Origin of the sequence: Streptomyces sp. NRRL B-24572, assembly GCF_002156145.1 — a bacterium.
In the GTDB taxonomy this organism is placed as follows: Bacteria; Actinomycetota; Actinomycetes; order Streptomycetales; family Streptomycetaceae; genus Streptomyces; species Streptomyces vietnamensis.
The window spans coordinates 1-17,235 of record NZ_MWIG01000114.1 but is presented as its reverse complement, the minus strand read 5'-3'; the positions used below and the strand labels follow the sequence as shown (position 1 = coordinate 17,235).

At 73.3% G+C, this 17,235-nt stretch carries 18 protein-coding genes; 15 read left to right on the top strand and 3 right to left on the bottom strand.

Translation table 11 applies throughout. The features are described 5' to 3' along the window. The first annotated feature begins 1 nt into the window (after nt 1). The 11 genes from CCN56_RS07205 to CCN56_RS07155 are packed head-to-tail and all read left to right on the top strand — an operon-like array spanning nt 2 to nt 11,602. A complete protein-coding gene (locus CCN56_RS07205; protein ID WP_086824697.1) occupies nt 2–1,276 on the top strand; it encodes a glycosyltransferase in 1,275 nt (424 codons plus the stop codon). Then, a complete protein-coding gene (locus tag CCN56_RS07200) occupies nt 1,277–2,512 on the top strand; it encodes a class I SAM-dependent methyltransferase (RefSeq protein WP_086824695.1) in 1,236 nt (411 codons plus the stop codon). Continuing rightward, nucleotides 2,509–3,303, top strand: a complete 795-nt coding sequence (locus CCN56_RS07195) for a sugar phosphate nucleotidyltransferase (RefSeq protein WP_086824694.1) — start codon at nt 2,509–2,511, stop codon at nt 3,301–3,303. Before CCN56_RS07200 ends, CCN56_RS07195 begins: the two co-directional genes overlap by 4 nt. Beyond that, complete coding sequence (locus CCN56_RS07190; protein WP_086824692.1) at nt 3,300–3,962, top strand: PIG-L deacetylase family protein; 663 nt, start codon at nt 3,300–3,302, stop codon at nt 3,960–3,962. Before CCN56_RS07195 ends, CCN56_RS07190 begins: the two co-directional genes overlap by 4 nt. A gap of 3 nt (nt 3,963–3,965) precedes the next feature. Beyond that, nucleotides 3,966–4,991 carry an NAD(P)-dependent oxidoreductase gene (locus CCN56_RS07185; RefSeq protein ID WP_086824690.1) on the top strand — a complete coding sequence of 342 codons (1,026 nt, stop codon included), beginning with the start codon at nt 3,966–3,968 and terminating at the stop codon, nt 4,989–4,991. Then, nucleotides 4,988–6,268: a DUF4910 domain-containing protein gene (locus CCN56_RS07180; RefSeq protein ID WP_373412836.1), complete on the top strand. Its 1,281-nt coding sequence runs from the start codon at nt 4,988–4,990 to the stop codon at nt 6,266–6,268. The genes CCN56_RS07185 and CCN56_RS07180 overlap by 4 nt, the downstream gene beginning before the upstream one ends. A 5-nt stretch (nt 6,269–6,273) precedes the next feature. After that, the gene (locus CCN56_RS07175; RefSeq protein ID WP_373412835.1) at nt 6,274–7,563 is read left to right on the top strand and encodes a hypothetical protein; all 1,290 of its coding nucleotides are present in this window, start codon (nt 6,274–6,276) and stop codon (nt 7,561–7,563) included. Next, nucleotides 7,560–8,516: a glycosyltransferase family 2 protein gene (locus CCN56_RS07170; RefSeq protein ID WP_086824684.1), complete on the top strand. Its 957-nt coding sequence runs from the start codon at nt 7,560–7,562 to the stop codon at nt 8,514–8,516. The genes CCN56_RS07175 and CCN56_RS07170 overlap by 4 nt, the downstream gene beginning before the upstream one ends. Next, nucleotides 8,513–9,712, top strand: a complete 1,200-nt coding sequence (locus tag CCN56_RS07165; protein ID WP_086824683.1) for a polysaccharide pyruvyl transferase family protein — start codon at nt 8,513–8,515, stop codon at nt 9,710–9,712. Before CCN56_RS07170 ends, CCN56_RS07165 begins: the two co-directional genes overlap by 4 nt. Then, nucleotides 9,709–10,260, top strand: coding sequence for a dTDP-4-dehydrorhamnose 3,5-epimerase (rfbC, locus tag CCN56_RS07160; RefSeq protein ID WP_086824681.1), 552 nt, complete (start codon nt 9,709–9,711; stop codon nt 10,258–10,260). Before CCN56_RS07165 ends, rfbC begins: the two co-directional genes overlap by 4 nt. A gap of 7 nt (nt 10,261–10,267) precedes the next feature. Next, the gene (locus CCN56_RS07155) at nt 10,268–11,602 is read left to right on the top strand and encodes a glutamate-1-semialdehyde 2,1-aminomutase (protein ID WP_086824679.1); all 1,335 of its coding nucleotides are present in this window, start codon (nt 10,268–10,270) and stop codon (nt 11,600–11,602) included. A gap of 34 nt (nt 11,603–11,636) precedes the next feature. Here CCN56_RS07155 and CCN56_RS07150 read toward each other — a convergent pair whose 3' ends face one another. Together CCN56_RS07150 and CCN56_RS07145 are read right to left on the bottom strand one after the other, a co-directional pair. After that, nucleotides 11,637–12,302: a phosphatase PAP2 family protein gene (locus CCN56_RS07150; protein ID WP_256961832.1), complete on the bottom strand. Its 666-nt coding sequence runs from the start codon at nt 12,300–12,302 to the stop codon at nt 11,637–11,639. Nucleotides 12,303–12,356: 54 nt separating this feature from the next. Next, nucleotides 12,357–13,811 (bottom strand): aldehyde dehydrogenase family protein, encoded by a 1,455-nt coding sequence (locus tag CCN56_RS07145; protein ID WP_086824675.1) that lies wholly within the window; start codon nt 13,809–13,811, stop codon nt 12,357–12,359. Nucleotides 13,812–13,901: 90 nt separating this feature from the next. On the opposite strand from CCN56_RS07145, the gene CCN56_RS07140 reads away from it, so the two are divergent. The 3 genes from CCN56_RS07140 (at nt 13,902) to CCN56_RS07130 (ending at nt 15,566) form a co-directional block, all read left to right on the top strand. After that, nucleotides 13,902–14,570, top strand: coding sequence for a TetR/AcrR family transcriptional regulator (locus tag CCN56_RS07140; protein WP_179199725.1), 669 nt, complete (start codon nt 13,902–13,904; stop codon nt 14,568–14,570). A gap of 107 nt (nt 14,571–14,677) precedes the next feature. Further along, entirely contained in the window at nt 14,678–14,929 is a 252-nt protein-coding gene (locus CCN56_RS07135; protein ID WP_086824672.1) for an EF-hand domain-containing protein, read from the top strand. Between the two features lie 64 nt (nt 14,930–14,993). Beyond that, nucleotides 14,994–15,566: an antibiotic biosynthesis monooxygenase gene (locus CCN56_RS07130; RefSeq protein ID WP_086824670.1), complete on the top strand. Its 573-nt coding sequence runs from the start codon at nt 14,994–14,996 to the stop codon at nt 15,564–15,566. Nucleotides 15,567–15,581: 15 nt separating this feature from the next. Here the strand turns inward: CCN56_RS07130 and CCN56_RS07125 are convergent, their stop codons facing one another. Next, a complete protein-coding gene (locus CCN56_RS07125) occupies nt 15,582–16,589 on the bottom strand; it encodes a GlxA family transcriptional regulator (RefSeq protein ID WP_086824668.1) in 1,008 nt (335 codons plus the stop codon). A 125-nt stretch (nt 16,590–16,714) separates the two neighbouring features. On the opposite strand from CCN56_RS07125, the gene CCN56_RS07120 reads away from it, so the two are divergent. Then, on the top strand, nt 16,715–17,235 hold a 521-nt coding region (locus CCN56_RS07120), incomplete at its 3' end, for an NADP-dependent oxidoreductase (RefSeq protein WP_143664448.1).

Sequence of the window (17,235 nt, the reverse complement as noted above, 5' to 3'; positions counted from 1 at the left end):
CATGCATGTCCTGGTGGTGCACAACCGCTACTCCTCGGCGCAGCCGAGCGGGGAGAACAGGGTCGTCGACGAGGAGGTGGGGCTGCTGCGCGCGGCCGGCCACCGCGTCGAGCTGTTCGAGCGGCGCAGCGACGACATCGCCGCCCGCTCCCTGCTCGGCAAGGCCGCGGTGCCGCTGCTCGTGCCGTGGAACCCGGCGGTCCGTACGGAGCTCGCCGCCCGGCTGCGCGCCGAGCGGCCGGACGTGGTGCACGTCCACAACGTCTTCCCGCTGCTCTCGCCCGCGGTGCTCGCCGCGTGCGCCGACGTGGGCGTGCCCGTCGTCGCGACGCTGCACAACTACACGCAGGTCTGCCCGCCCGGCACGCTGCACCGGGACGGCCGGCCGTGCACCGAGTGCGTCGGGTCGGCGACGTCGCTGCCCGCGATCCGGCACGGCTGCTACCGGAACTCCCGGCTCGCGACGGTTCCGCTCGCGGTCGGCCTGTCGGTCAACCGGCGGCGGTGGTGGTCGGGCGTGGAGCGGTTCTTCTGCATCTCCGCGGCGCAGCGCGACCTCCTGGTGCGGTCCGGCATGCCGGCCGAACGCCTCACGGTGAAGCACAACTTCGTGCCCGACCCGGGCACGGTCCGGACGGGTGCCGGTGAGCATCTGCTCTTCCTCGGCCGTCTCGCGGAGACCAAGGGCGTGCGGCTGCTCATGGCCGCGTGGGACGAGATCGCCGCGGACGGCGGGGTGGGCGTGCCGCTCGTGCTCGCCGGCGCGGGGCCGCTCGAGCGGGAGGTGACCGCCTGGGCGGCGGGCCGGGACGACGTCCGGTACGCCGGCCTGTACGACCCGGCGGAGGTCCGGAAGGCCGTCGCGCGGTCGGTCGCCGTGCTGGCTCCGTCGATGGCCAGGGAGACGTTCGGCCTGGTGGTCGCGGAGGCGATGGCGGCGGGGGTCCCGGCCGTCGCCGCCGGCCACGGCGGCTTCGTCGAGCTCGTCGAGGACGGGGTGACCGGGCTGCTGCACCGCCCGGGCGAGCCCGCCTCGCTCGCGTCCTGCATACGCCGGATCACGGCCGAGCCGGACCGCAACCAGGAGATGGGCCGGGCGGCCCGGCGCCGTTACGAGCAGGGGTTCAGCCCCGCCGTCGGCCTGGAGCGCCTGCTGGAGGAGTACCGCACCGCGATCGCGGGGCGGTCGGGCGGCGGGCACAGCGCGCCGCCGGTGGGGAACGACAACGCCGACTCGCGACGGGTCACCCGCGCGAGCGGAGATGGGGGGAAGTAGATGACACGATGCCGACTCTGCGGCTCGGCTGCGCTGGAGAGCGTCGTCGATCTGGGGGCGACCCCGCCGTGCGAGAGCTTTCTGACCGCGGAGCAACTGGACCGGCCGGAGCCCGCGTACCCGCTGCACCTGCGGATCTGCACCGACTGCTGGCTCGCGCAGATACCTCCGCTGATCACACCGGAGGAGACGTTCAAGGAGTACGCGTACTTCTCCTCCTTCTCGACCTCCTGGGTCGAGCACGCGCGCGTGTTCGTCGCCGACGCCGTGCAGCGGGCGGGCCTCGGCCCCGACTCCTTCGTGGTCGAGGTCGCGAGCAACGACGGCTATCTGCTGAAGCACGTGGTGGACCGGGGGATCCGCTGCCTCGGCATCGAGCCGTCGGTGAACGTCGGCGCCGCCGCGCGGGACGCGGGCGTGCCCACGCTCACGGAGTTCCTGTCCCCGGACACCGGCGCGGCCGTCCGCACCGAGCACGGCCCGGCGGACCTGGTCGTGGCCAACAACGTGTACGCGCACATCCCCGACGTCGTCGGCTTCACCCAGGGGCTTCGCGCCCTGGTGGCCGACGACGGCTGGGTCTCCATCGAGGTGCAGCACCTGCTGACGCTGATCGAGGAGAACCAGTACGACACGATCTACCACGAGCACTTCCAGTACTACACGGTCGCCTCCGCGATCCGGGCCCTCGCGAGCGGCGGGCTCACGCTCGTGGACGTCGAGCTGCTGCCCACGCACGGCGGCTCCATCAGGCTGTGGGCCCGGCCCTCGGCGGTGGCCGGCGAGCCGTCCGGCCGGGTGACCGAGGTCCTCGACCGGGAGAAGGCCGCCGGGCTGCAGGAACTGTCCGGGTACGCCGAGTTCTCCGCCCGGGTGGCCAAGGTGCGCCGGGACCTGCTCAAGTTCCTCATCGAGGCGGCCGAGCGCGGCGAGACGGTCGTCGGCTACGGCGCCCCGGGCAAGGGCAACACCCTGCTCAACCACTGCGGCATCCGGCCCGACCTGCTCGCGTACACGGTCGACCGCAACCCCTACAAGCACGGCAGGTACACCCCGGGCACCCGCATCCCGATCCTGCCGCCCGAGCGGATCGCCGAGGACAAGCCGGACTACGTCCTCGTCCTGCCGTGGAACCTGCGGGCCGAGCTGGTCGAGCAGCTGTCCTTCGTGCACGAGTGGGGCGGCCGCCTTGTCTTCCCCATCCCGGAACTGAGCATTGTCGAGGTCGCGCGATGAAGGTCGTACTGTTCTGCGGCGGTTACGGGATGCGGATGCGCAACGGAACCGCAGACGACGTGCCCAAGCCGATGGCGATGGTCGGCCCGCGGCCGCTGATCTGGCACGTCATGCGCTACTACGCGCACTACGGGCACACCGAGTTCATCCTGTGCCTCGGCTACGGGGCCCACCACATCAAGGACTTCTTCCTCAACTACGAGGAGACGACGTCCAACGACTTCGTGCTGCGGGGCGGGCGGACCGAGCTGCTGTCCACCGACATATCCGACTGGACGATCACGTTCGCGCAGACGGGCATCGAGTCTCCGATCGGGGAGCGGCTGCGCCGGGTGCGCCACCACCTGGACGGCGACGAGATGTTCCTCGCCAACTACGCCGACGTGCTCACCGACGCGCCGCTGGACGAGATGATCGACCGGTTCGCCGCGCGCGACGCCGGTGCGTCGATGATGGTGGTGCCGCCGCAGTCCTCCTTCCACTGCGTGGAGTTGGGCGAGGACGGCCTGGTGGGGGGCATCACCGCGGTGGCCGACATGCCGCTGTGGGAGAACGGCGGCTACTTCGTGCTCCGCCAGGAGGTCTTCGACCACATACCGGAGAACGGGGACCTGGTCGCCGACGGCTGCTCGGGCCTGGCCAAGGAGGGCCGTCTGGCGGCGTACCAGCACCGTGGCTTCTGGAAGCCGACCGACACCGTGAAGGAGCGGGCCGCGCTCGACGAGGCCTATGCCCGGGGCGACCGGCCGTGGGCCGTGTGGGAGCGGGACGACGCCGGGGTGGGCGCGTGATCCGGCTCAGGACCGGCCGCCTGGACCGGATCGTCGCGGTGGGGGCGCACTGCGACGACATCGCCATCGGCGCCGGCGGCACCCTTCTGACGCTGTGCCTCGCGCGGCCGGGCATCCGGGTCGACGCGCTGGTGCTCTCCGGCGGTGGCGGCGAGCGGGAGGAGGAGGAGCGGGCCGCGCTCGCCGCCTTCTGCCCGGGCGCCGACCTGCACCTGACCGTCCTCAAGTTGCCCGACGGTCGGATGCCCGTGCACTGGGACGAGGCCAAGGCCGCGGTCGAGGAGCTGCGCGCGGGGACGGAACCGGATCTGATCCTGGCCCCGCGGACCGACGACGCGCACCAGGACCACCGGGGCCTGGCGCAGCTGATCCCCACCGCCTTCCGCGACCATCTCGTCCTGGGCTACGAGATCGTCAAGTGGGACGGCGATCTCGGCCGCATGTCGGCGTACCAGCCGCTGTCGCCGGAGGTCGCCGAAGAGAAGGTGCGGCTGTTGCAGGAGCACTACGCCTCGCAGCGGCACCGGCCCTGGTACGACCGGGAGGCCTTCCTCGGCCTCGCCCGGATTCGCGGCATCGAATGCCAGGCGCGTTACGCCGAGGCGTTCGCCGTCACCAAACTCACGCTCGATCTCGGCACTTTCGATCTGGGGGAATGAACCTTGCGCGTACTGCTGACCGGACACCAGGGCTACCTGGGCACCGTGATGGCCCCGGTCCTCACGGCCGCCGGGCACGAGGTCGTCGGCCTTGACTCCGGCCTGTTCGCGGACTGCGTCCTCGGTCCGTCGCCGGCCGACCCGGCAGGGCACCGGGTGGACCTGCGGGACGTCACGGCCGAGCACGTGGCCGGGGTGGACGCCGTGATCCACCTGGCCGCGCTGTCCAACGACCCGCTGGGATCGCTGGCGCCCGACCTCACCTACGACATCAACCACCACGCGTCGGTGCGGCTCGCCCGTCTCGCCCGCGACGCCGGGGTACGGCGCTTCCTGTACGCGTCGACCTGCTCCGTCTACGGCGCCGCCGGCGGCGACGAGCTGGTGGGCGAGGACGCCCCGCTGCGCCCGGTGACGCCGTACGCGGAGTCCAAGGTGCGGGTGGAGGACGACCTGCACGCGCTCGCCGACGGCGACTTCACCCCGGTGTACATGCGCAACGCCACCGCCTTCGGCTACTCGCCCCGGCTGCGCGCCGACATCGTCCTGAACAACCTGGTGGGCCACGCCCTCCTCTCCGGCGAGGTGCTCGTCCTCTCCGACGGGACCCCCTGGCGCCCCCTGGTGCACGCCGCCGACATCGCACGGGCCTTCACGGCCGCGCTGACCGCGCCGCGCGAGGCCGTGCACGACCGGGCGTTCAACATCGGCAGCGAGGCCAACAACGTCACGGTCGCCGAGATCGCCGAGCGGGTCGCCGAGGCGGTGGACGGCGCGAAGGTGCGGATCACCGGGGAGAACGGCGCCGACCCGCGGTCGTACCGGGTGGACTTCTCCCGGTTCCGCGCCGCGATCCCCGGCTTCGACTGCGAGTGGACGGTGGAGCGGGGCGCGCTCGAACTCGCCGACGCCTACCGGAAGCACGGGCTGACCCGGGAGGACTTCGAGCGGCGCTTCACCCGCCTCGCCGTGCTGCGCTCGGCGTCCGAGGCCGGTGCCGTCGACGACACCCTGCGGTGGCGCCGATGACCGTGTCCGATCCCGGCAAGGAGATGCACGCGCTGGTGGAGCGGTTGTACCCGCTGTGCCGGAGCATCACCGGCGACGGCGTGCGCGCCACCCTGGACATCGTCGGCGAGTACATCCCGCTGCAGGTGCACGAGGTGCCGACCGGGACGCAGGTGCTCGACTGGACGGTGCCGCAGGAGTGGAACATCCGGGACGCGTACATCGCCGACTCCACGGGCGAGCGGGTCGTCGACTTCGCCGCGTCCAGCCTGCACGTGCTCGGCTACAGCGTGCCGGTGGCGGCGACCATGCCGCTGGCCGAGCTGCGCGGACACCTGCACACGCTGCCGGAGCACCCGAGCTGGGTGCCGTACCGCACCAGCTACTACAAGCCGGAATGGGGGTTCTGCCTGGCCCAGGAGACCCTGGACGCGATGCCGGACGGCGACTACGAGGTGCGCATCGACTCCACGCTCGCCGACGGCCACCTCACCTACGCCGAGCACGTGGTCCCCGGGCAGGTCGCCGACGAGGTGATCGTCTCCTGCCACGTCTGCCACCCGTCGCTGGCCAACGACAACATGGCCGGCGTCGCGGTGGCGGTGTTCCTGGCCCGGGAGCTCGCGGAGCGGAAGCCGTACCACACCTACCGTTTCCTGTTCGCGCCCGGCACGATCGGGGCGATCACCTGGCTGGCCCGGAACGCGGAGCGGATCGACCGGGTCAAGCACGGCGTCGTGCTGGCCTGCGCGGGCGACCGGGGCAGCCTGACGTACAAGCGGAGCAGGCGCGGCGACGCGGAGATCGACCGGGTGATGCAGTACGTCCTCGCCACCTCCGAACGGCCGCACCGCATCAACGAGTTCACGCCGTACGGCTACGACGAGCGGCAGTTCTGCTCGCCCGGGTTCGACCTCGGGGTGGGCTCGCTCACCCGGACCCCGTACGCCGGCTACCCCGAGTACCACACCTCGGCGGACAACCCGGACTTCGTCTCCCCGGAGGCGATGGCGGACACGCTCGCCGTCTGCCGCGAGGCGTTCGCCGTCCTCGACCGCAACCGGCGGTACGTCAATCTCAGCCCCTACGGCGAACCGCAGCTGGGCCGGCGCGGGTTGTACGACGCGCTCGGCGGCCGCAGCGACACCAAGCAGGCCCAGATGGCCATGCTCTGGGTGCTCAGTCTCTCCGACGGCGAGCACAGCCTGCTCGACGTCGCCGAGCGGTCCGGGCTGCCGTTCGACACCGTCGCCGCCGCGGCGGAAGCCCTGGGCGCCGCCGAACTGATCAAGGCATGACGCCGATGACCACCGAGGAGGAGAAGACGACGACACCCGCCGGGTCCGCCCGGCGGGCCGTCGTCGGCCGCCTGTCCTGGGGCCTTGCCGACCAGGCGGCCTCCAGCATGAGCAACTTCGCGGTGGGTGTCTACGTGGCGCGTTCCCTCGGGCCGACCGCGTTCGGCGTGTTCAGCCTGGCCTGGGTGACGTACGGCGTGGTGCTCGGCGCCTCCCGCGGCCTTGCCACCGACCCGCTGATGGTGCGGTTCAGCGCCGTGCCGGAGGCGTCCTGGCGCGCGGCGGTGGCCCGGTCGTCGGGCGCCGCGCTCGGTCTCGGTGCCGCCGTCGGCGCGGTGTGCCTCCTGGTCGGGCTCGCGCTCGGCGGCAGCGTGGGGCCGGCGTTCGCCTGCCTGGGCGTCGTCCTGCCGGGGCTGCTGCTCCAGGACGCCTGGCGGTTCGCCTTCTTCGCGGCCGGCGCCGGGAAGAAGGCGTTCGTCAACGACCTGGTGTGGGGCGTCGCGCTCGTCCCCGCCATGGTCGTGGCGGACCGCGTGGGCAGCGTGGCCGCCTTCGTGCTCGCCTGGGGCGGGTCCGCGGCGGTGGCCGCGGGCTACGGCTCCCTCCAGTCCGGCATCCGGCCCCGGGTCGCGCAGGCCCGCGGCTGGCTCCGCGAGCAGCGCGATCTCGGCTACCGCTACCTCGTGGAGAACAGCAGCCTCAGCGGCGCGGGCCAGCTGCGGGCGTACGGGCTCGGCGCGATCGCCGGCGTCGGCGCGGTGGGCGCGGTCCGGGGCGCGGAACTCCTGCAGGGCCCGTTCCTCGCCCTGCTCATGGGCCTGTCGCTCGTCACCGTCGCCGAGGCGGCACGGGTGCTGCGGCAGGCCCCGCACCGGCTCGGCCGGTTCTGTCTGCTGCTCGGCGGCGGGCAGGCCGCCGCCGCGCTGCTCTGGGGCGCGGCGCTGCTCCTCGTACCGGACGGGCTCGGCGAGCTCGTGCTCGGCGGCGTCTGGCACTCCGCCTCGGAGCTCATCGTGCCGGCCACGCTCAGTGTCGCGGGCGCCGGCCTCGGCACCGGCGCGGCGGCCGGTCTGCGCGCGCTCGGCGCGGCCCGGCGCAGCCTGCGCGCCCAGCTCTTCGCCTCCGTCTGCTACGCCGGCGGCGGGCTCGGCGGGGCGGTCGTGGCCGGCACGGTCGGCTCGGCCTGGGGCGTCGCCGCCGCGACCGTCGGCAGCTCGGCCGTGTGGTGGCTGCACCTGCGCGCCGGCCGGCGCGAGCACCACGTGAACTCGATCCCCGAAGTGAGGACCTCATGACCGCCCGACCCAGGCTGACCGTCGGCCTGCCCGTGTACAACGGCGAGGAGTACCTCGCCGAATCGCTCGACGCCCTCCTCGGCCAGACCTACGGGGACTTCGAGCTGGTCGTCTCCGACAACGCCTCGACCGACGGGACCCAGGACATCGCCCGCGAGTACGCCGCGCGGGACCCGCGCGTCCGGTACGTCCGGCTGCCCCGGAACATCGGCGCCACGCCGAACCACAACCGGGTGTTCGCCGAGTGCCGCACCGAGCTCTTCAAGTGGGCCTCGCACGACGACCTGTACGCCCGGGACCTGTTGCGGCGCTGCGTGGAGACGCTCGACGAGCGGCCCGAGGTGATCCTCGCCCACGCCGACCAGGCCGTCATCGACGAGGACGGCCAGGTGAAGGTCCCGTACGAGTACGGGCTCGCCACCGCCTCCCCGAAGGCGCCGGTGCGTTTCCGCAGCATGCTGTTCGAGCCCGGCGGCGACGACTTCTACGGGGTGATCCGGGCCGATGTGCTGCGCCGGGTGAAGCCGATGGACAGTTATCACCACGCGGACCGCACGTTCGTCTCCGAGATAGGCCTGCACGGGCCCTTCCACCAGGTGCCGGAGCTGCTGTACTTCCGCCGCGACCACCCCACGCGCGCCGAGCGGGCCAACCCGTCCAAGCGCTCCCGGTGCGTCAACCTGGACCCGCGCCGGGCGGGCCTGCTGCACCCGACGCCCCGGCTGCTCGCCGAGTACGTCTGGGGCTTCGTCGACGCGATCCGGCGGGCGCCGCTGTCCGCGGCCGACCGGCGCGCCTGCTACCGCCACCTGGTCGAGTGGGCGGCCAGCCGGGCCCGGCCGAGCGCCGGCGAGCGGGTCGAAGACCGCGCGCCGGTCGACCCGGCCCTGCTCAGCGTTTCCGTCGACGCGCTCGTCGCCGGGCGCGAGGGCCGCGCAGGGAGGAAGGCATGACGCCGGTGCGCGTCGGGGTCTTCGGTCTCCTCGGCTCCGGCAACCTCGGCAACGACGGATCGCTCGAAGCCGTGCTCGGGTACCTGCGCGCCGAGCACCCGGAGGCGGTCGTCGACGCGCTGTGCGGCGGCCCCGAGGCCGTCGCGGCCACGTTCGGGATCCCCGCGACGCGGCTGCACTGGTACCGCGGGGAGTACCGGACCGCCTCGCGTGCGGGCGCGGTCGCGGGGAAGGGCCTGGGCAAGCTCGTCGACGCCTTCCGCACCGCCGCCTGGGTGCGCCGGCACGACGTGGTGATCGTGCCGGGCATGGGCGTCCTGGAGGCCACGCTGCCGCTGCGGCCGTGGGGCTTCCCGTACGCGCTGTTCCTGCTCTGCGCCTCCGGTCGGCTCCTTCGCACCCCGGTCGCGCTGGTCGGCGTCGGTGCCGCGCCGATCGCCGACCGGCCGACCCGGGCCCTGGTGCGCTGGTCGGCGCGCCTGGCCGCGTACCGCTCGTACCGGGACGCCCAGTCCCGCGACGCCATGCGGGCGATGGGCGTGGACACCGCGCGCGACGAGGTCCACCCGGACCTCGCCTTCTCCCTGCCGGTGCCGCCGGCGAGCGCCCCCTCGGACCCGCCGGGCGTGGTCTGCGTCGGCGTCATGGCCTTCCACGGGGGCAATGACGACCGTGCCCGGGCCGAGGAGATCCACCGGCGCTACCTCGACGGGACGATCCGTTTCGTCCGTGCGCTGGTCGAGGACGGCAGGCCGGTCCGGCTGCTCACCGGCGACGAGGTGGACCGGCCGGTGGTCGCCGCGATCCTCGACGCGGTGGACTCGCCGCTGGTCACCGCCGCCGAGACGTCCTCCCTCGCCGACCTGATGAAGGAGATGGCGGCCGCCGACAGCGTGGTGGCGATCCGCTACCACAATCTGATCTGCGCGCTGAAGACCGGTACGCCGGTGCTCGCGGTCACCTATGCGGCGAAGAGCGACGCGCTCATGACCGGGATGGGCCTCGGCGCGTACTGCCATCCGGCGCGCGAGGTCGACGCCGACCGGCTGCTCGAACAGTTCCGGGACCTGGAGAAGCGATCGACGGAGCTACGACAGACCCTCGCCGAGCGGAACCGGGCCGCGGCACGGCAACTGGCCCACCACTTCACCACCTTGACGACGACCCTGTTCCCTGCGTACCGGAAGGCCTCATGAAAGCGACCGAAGTCCCGGAGATCACCGGCGCGTTCCTCTTCGAGCCGACGCCGTACGCCGACGAGCGAGGCTTCTTCTGCCGCACCTTCGACGTCGACGTGGTCCGCTCGGTGGGCCTCGACCCGTACGCCTTCGTCCAGGACAGCGTGTCCCGCTCGGTCCGGGGCGTGCTGCGCGGCATGCACCTGCGCTCGGGCGCCGGCGAGGCCAAGCTGGTGCGCTGCTCGTACGGGAGGATCTTCGACGTCGTCGTCGACCTGCGGCCGGGCTCGCCGACGTACCGGAACGTGGCCACCTTCGAGCTCTCCGGCGAGACGCAGACGACCCTGTACATCCCGGCGGGGTGCGCGCACGGCTTCCAGGCGTTGAGCGGGACCGCCGACACCTCGTACCGGATCGACCGCCCGCACGATCCGGCCGAGGACGTGACGATCGCCTTCGACGACCCGGAGCTCGCCATCCCCTGGCCGCTGCCGGTCACCTCGATGTCCCGGCGGGACCGGGAGGCGCCGAGCCTCGCCGAGGCCCTGAAGCAAGCGGAGAAGTGAGACCAACATGGACACCGAAGACACCGGAGAGTTCCTCCTGCCCCGCTCGCGGCAGGCGAACGAGCGGCTGCACGCCCTGATCCCCGGGGGCGCGCACACCTACGCCAAGGGCGACGACCAGTACCCCGAGCACCTGGCCCCGGTCATCAGTCACGGCAGCGGTGCCCATGTGTGGGACATCGACGGCAACCGCTACATCGAGTACGGCTCCGGCCTGCGGTCGGTCAGCCTCGGCCACGCCCATCCGCGCGTCCTGGAGGCGGTGCGGCGGGAGCTCGACCGCGGCAGCAACTTCGTCCGGCCGTCCGTCCTGGAGGTCGAGGCGGCGGAGCGTTTCCTGGCCACGGTGCCGACCGCCGAGATGGTGAAGTTCGCGAAGAACGGCTCCGACGTCACCACCGCCGCGGTGCGCCTCGCACGCGCCGTCACCGGGCGTCCGCGGGTGGCGATCTGCGGCGACCATCCGTTCTTCTCCGTCGACGACTGGTTCATCGGCACCACGCCGATGTCGGCCGGCATCCCGGCGTCGACCAACGAGCTCACCGTGGCGTTCCCCTACGGGGACCTGGCCGCCACGGAGGAGCTGCTCACCCGGTACCGGGACGAGGTCGCCTGTCTGATCCTCGAACCCGCAGGCCAGACCGAGCCCCCGCCCGGGTACCTCGCCGGCCTGCGCGAGCTGGCCGACCGGCACGGCTGCGTCCTGGTCTTCGACGAGATGATCACCGGCCTGCGCTGGTCGGAGGCGGGCGCCCAGGGGCTGTACGGCGTCGTCCCCGACCTCTCCACGTTCGGCAAGGCGCTGGGCAACGGGTTCGCCGTCTCCGCGCTCGCCGGGCGCCGCGAGCTGATGGAGCGGGGCGGGCTGCGGCACTCCGGCGACCGGGTGTTCCTGCTGTCCACCACGCACGGTGCGGAGACGCACTCGCTCGCCGCCGCGATGGCCGTGCTCACCACCTACGTCGAGGAGGGCATCACCGCGCGGCTGCACGCCCTCGGCGAGCGGCTGGCCGCCGGCGTCCGCGAGGCGGCGGCCGGCATGGGCGTCGGTGACCACATCGTCGTACGGGGCCGGGCCAGCAACCTGGTCTTCGCCACCCTCGACGAGAACGGGCGGCCGTCGCAGGAGTACCGCACCCTGTTCCTGCGCCGGCTCCTCGCGGGCGGGGTGCTCGCCCCGTCGTTCGTGGTGAGCAGCGCGCTCGACGAGGCCGACATCGACCGCACCGTCGAGGTGGTGGCCCAGGCGTGTGCGGTGTACCGGAAGGCGCTGGACGCCGGGGACCCCACGCCGTGGCTGGCCGGGCGGCCGGTGAAGCCGGTGTTCCGCCGCCTGGCATGAGGTGACGTGACGTCGGCGGTGGCGCCGTCGCCCCTCAGCGGCGCCGCCACCGACCGTCGTCGGCGATCCGGTCGACCAGCCACGCGGTCGCCGGTGTCACCACGAGGGCGGTGCACCAGCCGCCGAGGGTGTCGGTCGGGTAGTGCGCGCCCGTGACGACCTGCGCCCAGCCCATGGCGGCGCCGGCGACCAGCGAGGCGGCGAGCACGAGTGCCGTGCCGGCCGCCCTGCCGAGGCCGAGCCGGCCGGCCGCGAGCAGGGCCACCATGAGGGCGAGCGCGCTGAGGAAGGCGGTGTGCCCGCTCGGGTAGGACAGGTACCCGCCGTGGATGGTGCGTCCCATCAGGGGCTTGAGCAGCGTCGTCGTCGCCACGGTCGCGCCGGAGCCGGCGACGACGAGCACCGCCGCGCGGGGACGCCGCAGCAGCAGGCAGGCCGCCACGGCGGTCAGGACCGACATCGCCGCTCCGACGGGCTCCCCCAGGAAGTCCAGGGCGTCGGCGACGTCCCACCACGGCGGCCGCACGCCCTCCGCCATCGGCTGGACCCACCGGTCCACCCTGCCGGGCCCGCCGTGGCCGGCGTACAGGCCCCCGAGTGCGGCGGCCGCCGCCGCGGCGAGGACGGCGATCGGCCCGAGCGACGCCCGCAGCGCCGGGGGCAGCGCTGCGGGCGCGCCACGACCCAAGTGTTCCGACACGAGTCCCCCGTCGTGTTCAACGACCCGCCCCCCAGCGGCCTTTACCGCGTCAGCCTAACCCCAACCGTGACGCATCAGGCGTTTGACGAGGCGGAGTCCGAGGCCGTCGAACGGGGGCTGTACGAAGCGGAGGGTGTCGGGCGTCAGCGGCTTCCTCAGGACGGGCTTGAGGTGGGAGAAGGCGCGCCAGGAGTACGCACCGTGGTAGGCGCCCATGCCGCTCGCCCCGACTCCGCCGAACGGCAGCCCGGTCGTCGCGACGTGCACGATCCCCGCGTCGTGGACCACCGCGCCGGAGGACGTGTTCTGCTCGAACAGGCGGCGGGTGCGGGCGGAGGAGCTGAACACGTACAGGGCGAGCGGCTCGTCCCAGCCGTTGATCACCTCGACGGCCTCCTCGGCGGAGGCGACCGGGACGATCGGGAGGATCGGGCCGAAGATCTCCTCGCGCAGCACGGGGTACGCCGCGTCCGGGCCGATTCCCGTGCTGCCCGTGCCGACGGGAAGGGTCACGACCGTGGGTGCGAGGTAGCGCTCCGCCCGGTCGCGCTCGCCGCCGACGACCACGTCCGCCCCGTCGAGGAGGCCGACGAGGCGGTCGAACTGGCGCTCGTTGACGATGCGGCCGTAGTCCCGGCCCGCGCGCGGGTCGGCGCCCCACATGTCCTCGATCGCCGCCTCGAGCGCGGCGACGAGTGCCGTGACCCGGTCCGGTGTGGTCATCACGTAGTCCGGGGCGACGCAGGTCTGCCCGGCGTTGGTGAACTTCGCCCACGCCAGGCGGCGGGCCGCCTGGTGCAGATGGGCGTCGTCGTCGAACCACACCGGTGACTTCCCGCCCAGTTCGAGGGTCACCGGCGTCAGGTGCTCGGCCGCCGCACGCATCACGACGCGGCCCACCGTCCCGCTTCCGGTGAACACGATGTGGTCGAATTTCTGCGCGAGGAGTTCGGTGGTCTCCGGCACTCCTCCCTCGACGACGCGCACCACGCCGTCCGGGAAGTGGCGGGGCACGAGCCGGGCCATCAGCTCCGAGGTCGCCGGTGCCAGCTCGCTCGGCTTGAGCACCGCCGTGTTCCCGGCGGCGAGCACGCCGACCAGCGGGGCGAGCAGGACCTGCACCGGGTAGTTCCACGCGGAGATCACCAGCACCACGCCGAGCGGCTCGGACACCAGCCGGGCCCGCGCCGGCCACAGCGCCACGGGAACGGGACCGCGCTTCGGTCGCGCCCACCCCCGCAGCCGCCGCAGGGTGTGGTGGAGCTCGGCCAGGACCACGCCGATCTCGGTCGACTGCGCCTCCGCCCGGTTCTTGTGGAGATCGCTCCACAGGGCGGCCTCGAACGCGGCCTCGTTCTCGGTGACCATCGCGCGCAGCGCGTGCAGGGAGCGGATGCGGGCGGGAAGCGGGCGGGTCGCTCCGGAGGCGAAGAGGCGCCGGGCGCCGGCGACCGACTCGGGAATCCGGGTGGCGGTCGGAAGGACCCGGCCGGGTGTCGTCGTGGGCATGGAGTCACACACCTCAATACGAAACGAAAGCTTTTCGTTTACTGTAGCGGAGGGGAGAGGGCGCGTGCCGCGATGCGAGAGAATCGGTCCATGACGACCAGGGACGACACCGCGCCGAAGGGACGGCCGAAGGACCCGCGGGTGGACGCGGCTCTGATCGACGCGGCGGTCGAGGTGCTGAACGAGTCGGGATGGGCCGCCTTCACCACCACGGCCGTGGCCCGGCGTGCCGGCGCCTCCACCGCCTCCCTCTACCGCCGCTGGCCCTCGAAGCAGGCGCTCGCCGGCGCCGTGGCCCGGCGCATCGCCCTGGACGAACTCGGCGGCATCGACACCGGCTCCCTCGAAGGCGACCTCCGGGAGTTCCTCGTCCGCAAACAGCGGATCCTGGGCGCCTCCACCGGCCCCGCGCTGCTGTCGCTGATGGGCCAGGCCGCGCACGACGCGGAGCTGCGCCAGATCCTCCACGACGACGTGTACCTGATGGTCCGCGAGCAGCTCGACGCCCTCATCGCCCAGGCCGTTCGCCGCGGAGAGCCGATCCGGGGCATGGGGCCCGAACAGATCGGCGTCCTGACCCTGGTCCTGATCGGCACCGTCGCGGCCCGGTCGGTCTTCCTCGCCCGGCCGGCCGCGTCCACCCCCGAGGAGCCCCTCGCCACCGACACCGCCACCGACTTCGTCGAGGCCGAACTCCAGCTGCTCCTCGCCGCACTCGGCCGTGCGGCGGGTGCGGCCGAGCGCGGCGGCGAGGGCTGAACGCCGCCTGCCCGTACGGGGACGCAACCCCGGAGGCGGTCGGCGCGTCCTCCCCCACACGATGCGCCGGACGCACCCGCGCCCGGCCCCACCGGACAGGACACGTGATGAGCGACAAGGCCCGCATCCTCTTCGACGCGCTCGACCTCGACCAGGACGGCACGCTGACCCGTACCGAGGTCATCCGCGCGCTGCGGGAGAAGGGGCCCACCCTGGCGGCGCAGGGCGTGATCCCCTTCTGGGGAGTCGGGGACGTCGACGACTCGGCGGCCCTCTTCGACGCGGCCGACCAGAACGGCGACCGCGTCCTGAGCTTCGAGGAGTTCGCCGCGGTGGTCGACCGCCGCTTCGGCTGGTGACCTCGGCCCGCGGCCCGCAACGCGTACAGTGGGGGCGGGCGCGGCGTGATCACGAGGAGCATGTGTGACCGCGGTCGACCTTGAGCACGCCACCGTCCCCGCCGACACCGGCGAGGTGACCCTCCTGATAGCCCGCCGGGTGGAGCCCGGCCACGAAGCCGCCTTCGAGCGGTGGGCGCGGGGCATCCTCGATACGGCGGCCACCTTCCCCGGCCACCTGGGACACGGCCTCTTCCGCTCCTCCGGCGGTGACGCGCCCTGGTTCCTCGTGCACCGGTTCCGGGACGCGGACGCCTGCCGGGCCTGGCAGGAGTCTCCCGAACGGGCGGCCTGGTTCGCCGACTGCGAGGGGCACCACCACACCGAGATCGCGCGGCGCAGGCTCACCGGCATGGAGACCTGGTTCGCCAAGCCGGGCTCGACGCGCCCCGCGCCGCCCCGGTGGAAGATGGCGATCAGCGCGACCCTGGCGATCTACCCGATCTCCGTGCTCGGCAGCCTGTTCCTCGTGCCCCGTCTGACCGCGCTCCCCCTGCTGCTCAGCAGCGCGGTCGTGGCCTGCGTCTTCAACGTGCTGATGACGTACGTGGCGATGCCGGCCGTGAGCCGTCTCCTGCGCGGCTGGCTCACCCCGTAGCGCCCGTCCGAGCGCTCACCGCGCCGCGCCGACGGGGTCGGAGGCGCCGAACGCGCGCCGGTAGGCGGCGGGCGAGACGCCGAAGGCCGTGCGCATGTGCGCGCGCAGGGAGTTGCCGGAGCCGATGCCCGCCCGGTGCGCCACGAGGTCGATGGGGAGGTCGGTGGTCTCCAGGAGCTGCTTGGCCAGTTCCAGGCGCTGCGCCGTGAGCCACTGCACGGGCGTCATCCCGACCTCGTCCCGGAACCGCCGGGTGAACGACCGCAGGCTCATCCGGGCGTGCTCGGCGAGCCGGCCGAGGGTGAGCGGCTCCCCGAGGTGCTCCAGGGCCCAGGCGCGCGTCGCGGCCGTACTGGCGAGGGTCGGCTCGGGCACGGGCCGGTCGATGAACTGGGCCTGCCCGCCGTCCCGCCACGGCGGTACGACGCACATGCGGGCCGCCCGGTTGGCGGCCGCGGCACCGTGGTCGCGGCGGATCATGTGCAGGCACAGGTCGACCCCGGCGGCCACCCCGGCCGAGGTGAGGACGTCGCCGTCGTCGACGAAGAGCACCTCCTCGTCGAGCTTGACCTCGGGATACGCCTGCCGGAACTCCGGGGCCAGATTCCAGTGGGTGGTGGCCGGCCGGCCGTCGAGCAGACCCGCGGCGGCGAGCACGTACGACCCTGAGCATATGGAGACCAGTCGGGTGCCGGGCCGGATCCCGGCGATGGCCTCGGCGACCTCGGGCGGCAGCGGGCCGCCCCGCCCCAGCTCCGGCATGGCGTGCGTCGGCGGGACGACGACGGTGTCGGCGGCGGTGAGCGCCTCGGGGCCCGCCGCCGGCTGGACGACGAAACCCGCGTCGCTCAGGACGGGCGCGCCGTCGGCGGTGCAGACGGTGACCTCGTACAGGGGGCGGCCCTCGGCGTCCTGGACGCTGCCGAAGACGCGGGAGGGGATGCCGAGCTCGAAGGGCGGCACTCCCGGCAGGGCGAGCACCGCGACGCGGTGCACCGGCTCGTTCTGGGCCATCTCGGTCATGGCCAAATCCTGTCACATAGTGGCCAGAGGGCCAACACCGTGAGGGGCCGCGGAACGGGATCGTGAACGGGTCGCCGCCGGAAGGGTTCCGGCGGACACCGACCGAGAAGGAACGAGGCGGAAGCATGCGCGCGGTGGTCGTGGAGCAGTGGGGCGGTCCCGAGAAGCTCGTCGAGCACGAGGTGGAGCGCCCGGAGCCGGGCCTGAACGAGGTCCTCGTGCGGGTCCACGCCGCCGGCGTGAACCCGGTGGACTGGAAGACCCGCGCGAGCGGCGCCCTCATCGCATGGGGCCCGCTGCCGGTCCTCGGCTGGGACGTCTCCGGCACGGTCGAGGCCGTGGGGCCGGGCGTCGGGAACCTCCACCCGGGCGACGAGGTCTTCGGGATGCCGCTGTTCCCCCGGCAGGCGGGCGGATACGCGGAGTACGTCGTGGCGCCGGCCCGCCACCTCGCGCCGAAGCCGAAGTCCCTCACCCACGTGGAGGCCGCGGCCCTGCCGCTCGCCGCGCTGACCGCCTGGCAGGCCCTGGTCGACGCGGCGGACGTACGGCCCGGCGAGCGGGTGCTCGTGCACGCCGCGGCCGGCGGCGTGGGCCACTTCGCCGTCCAGATCGCCAAGGCCCGCGGCGCGTACGTCATCGGCAC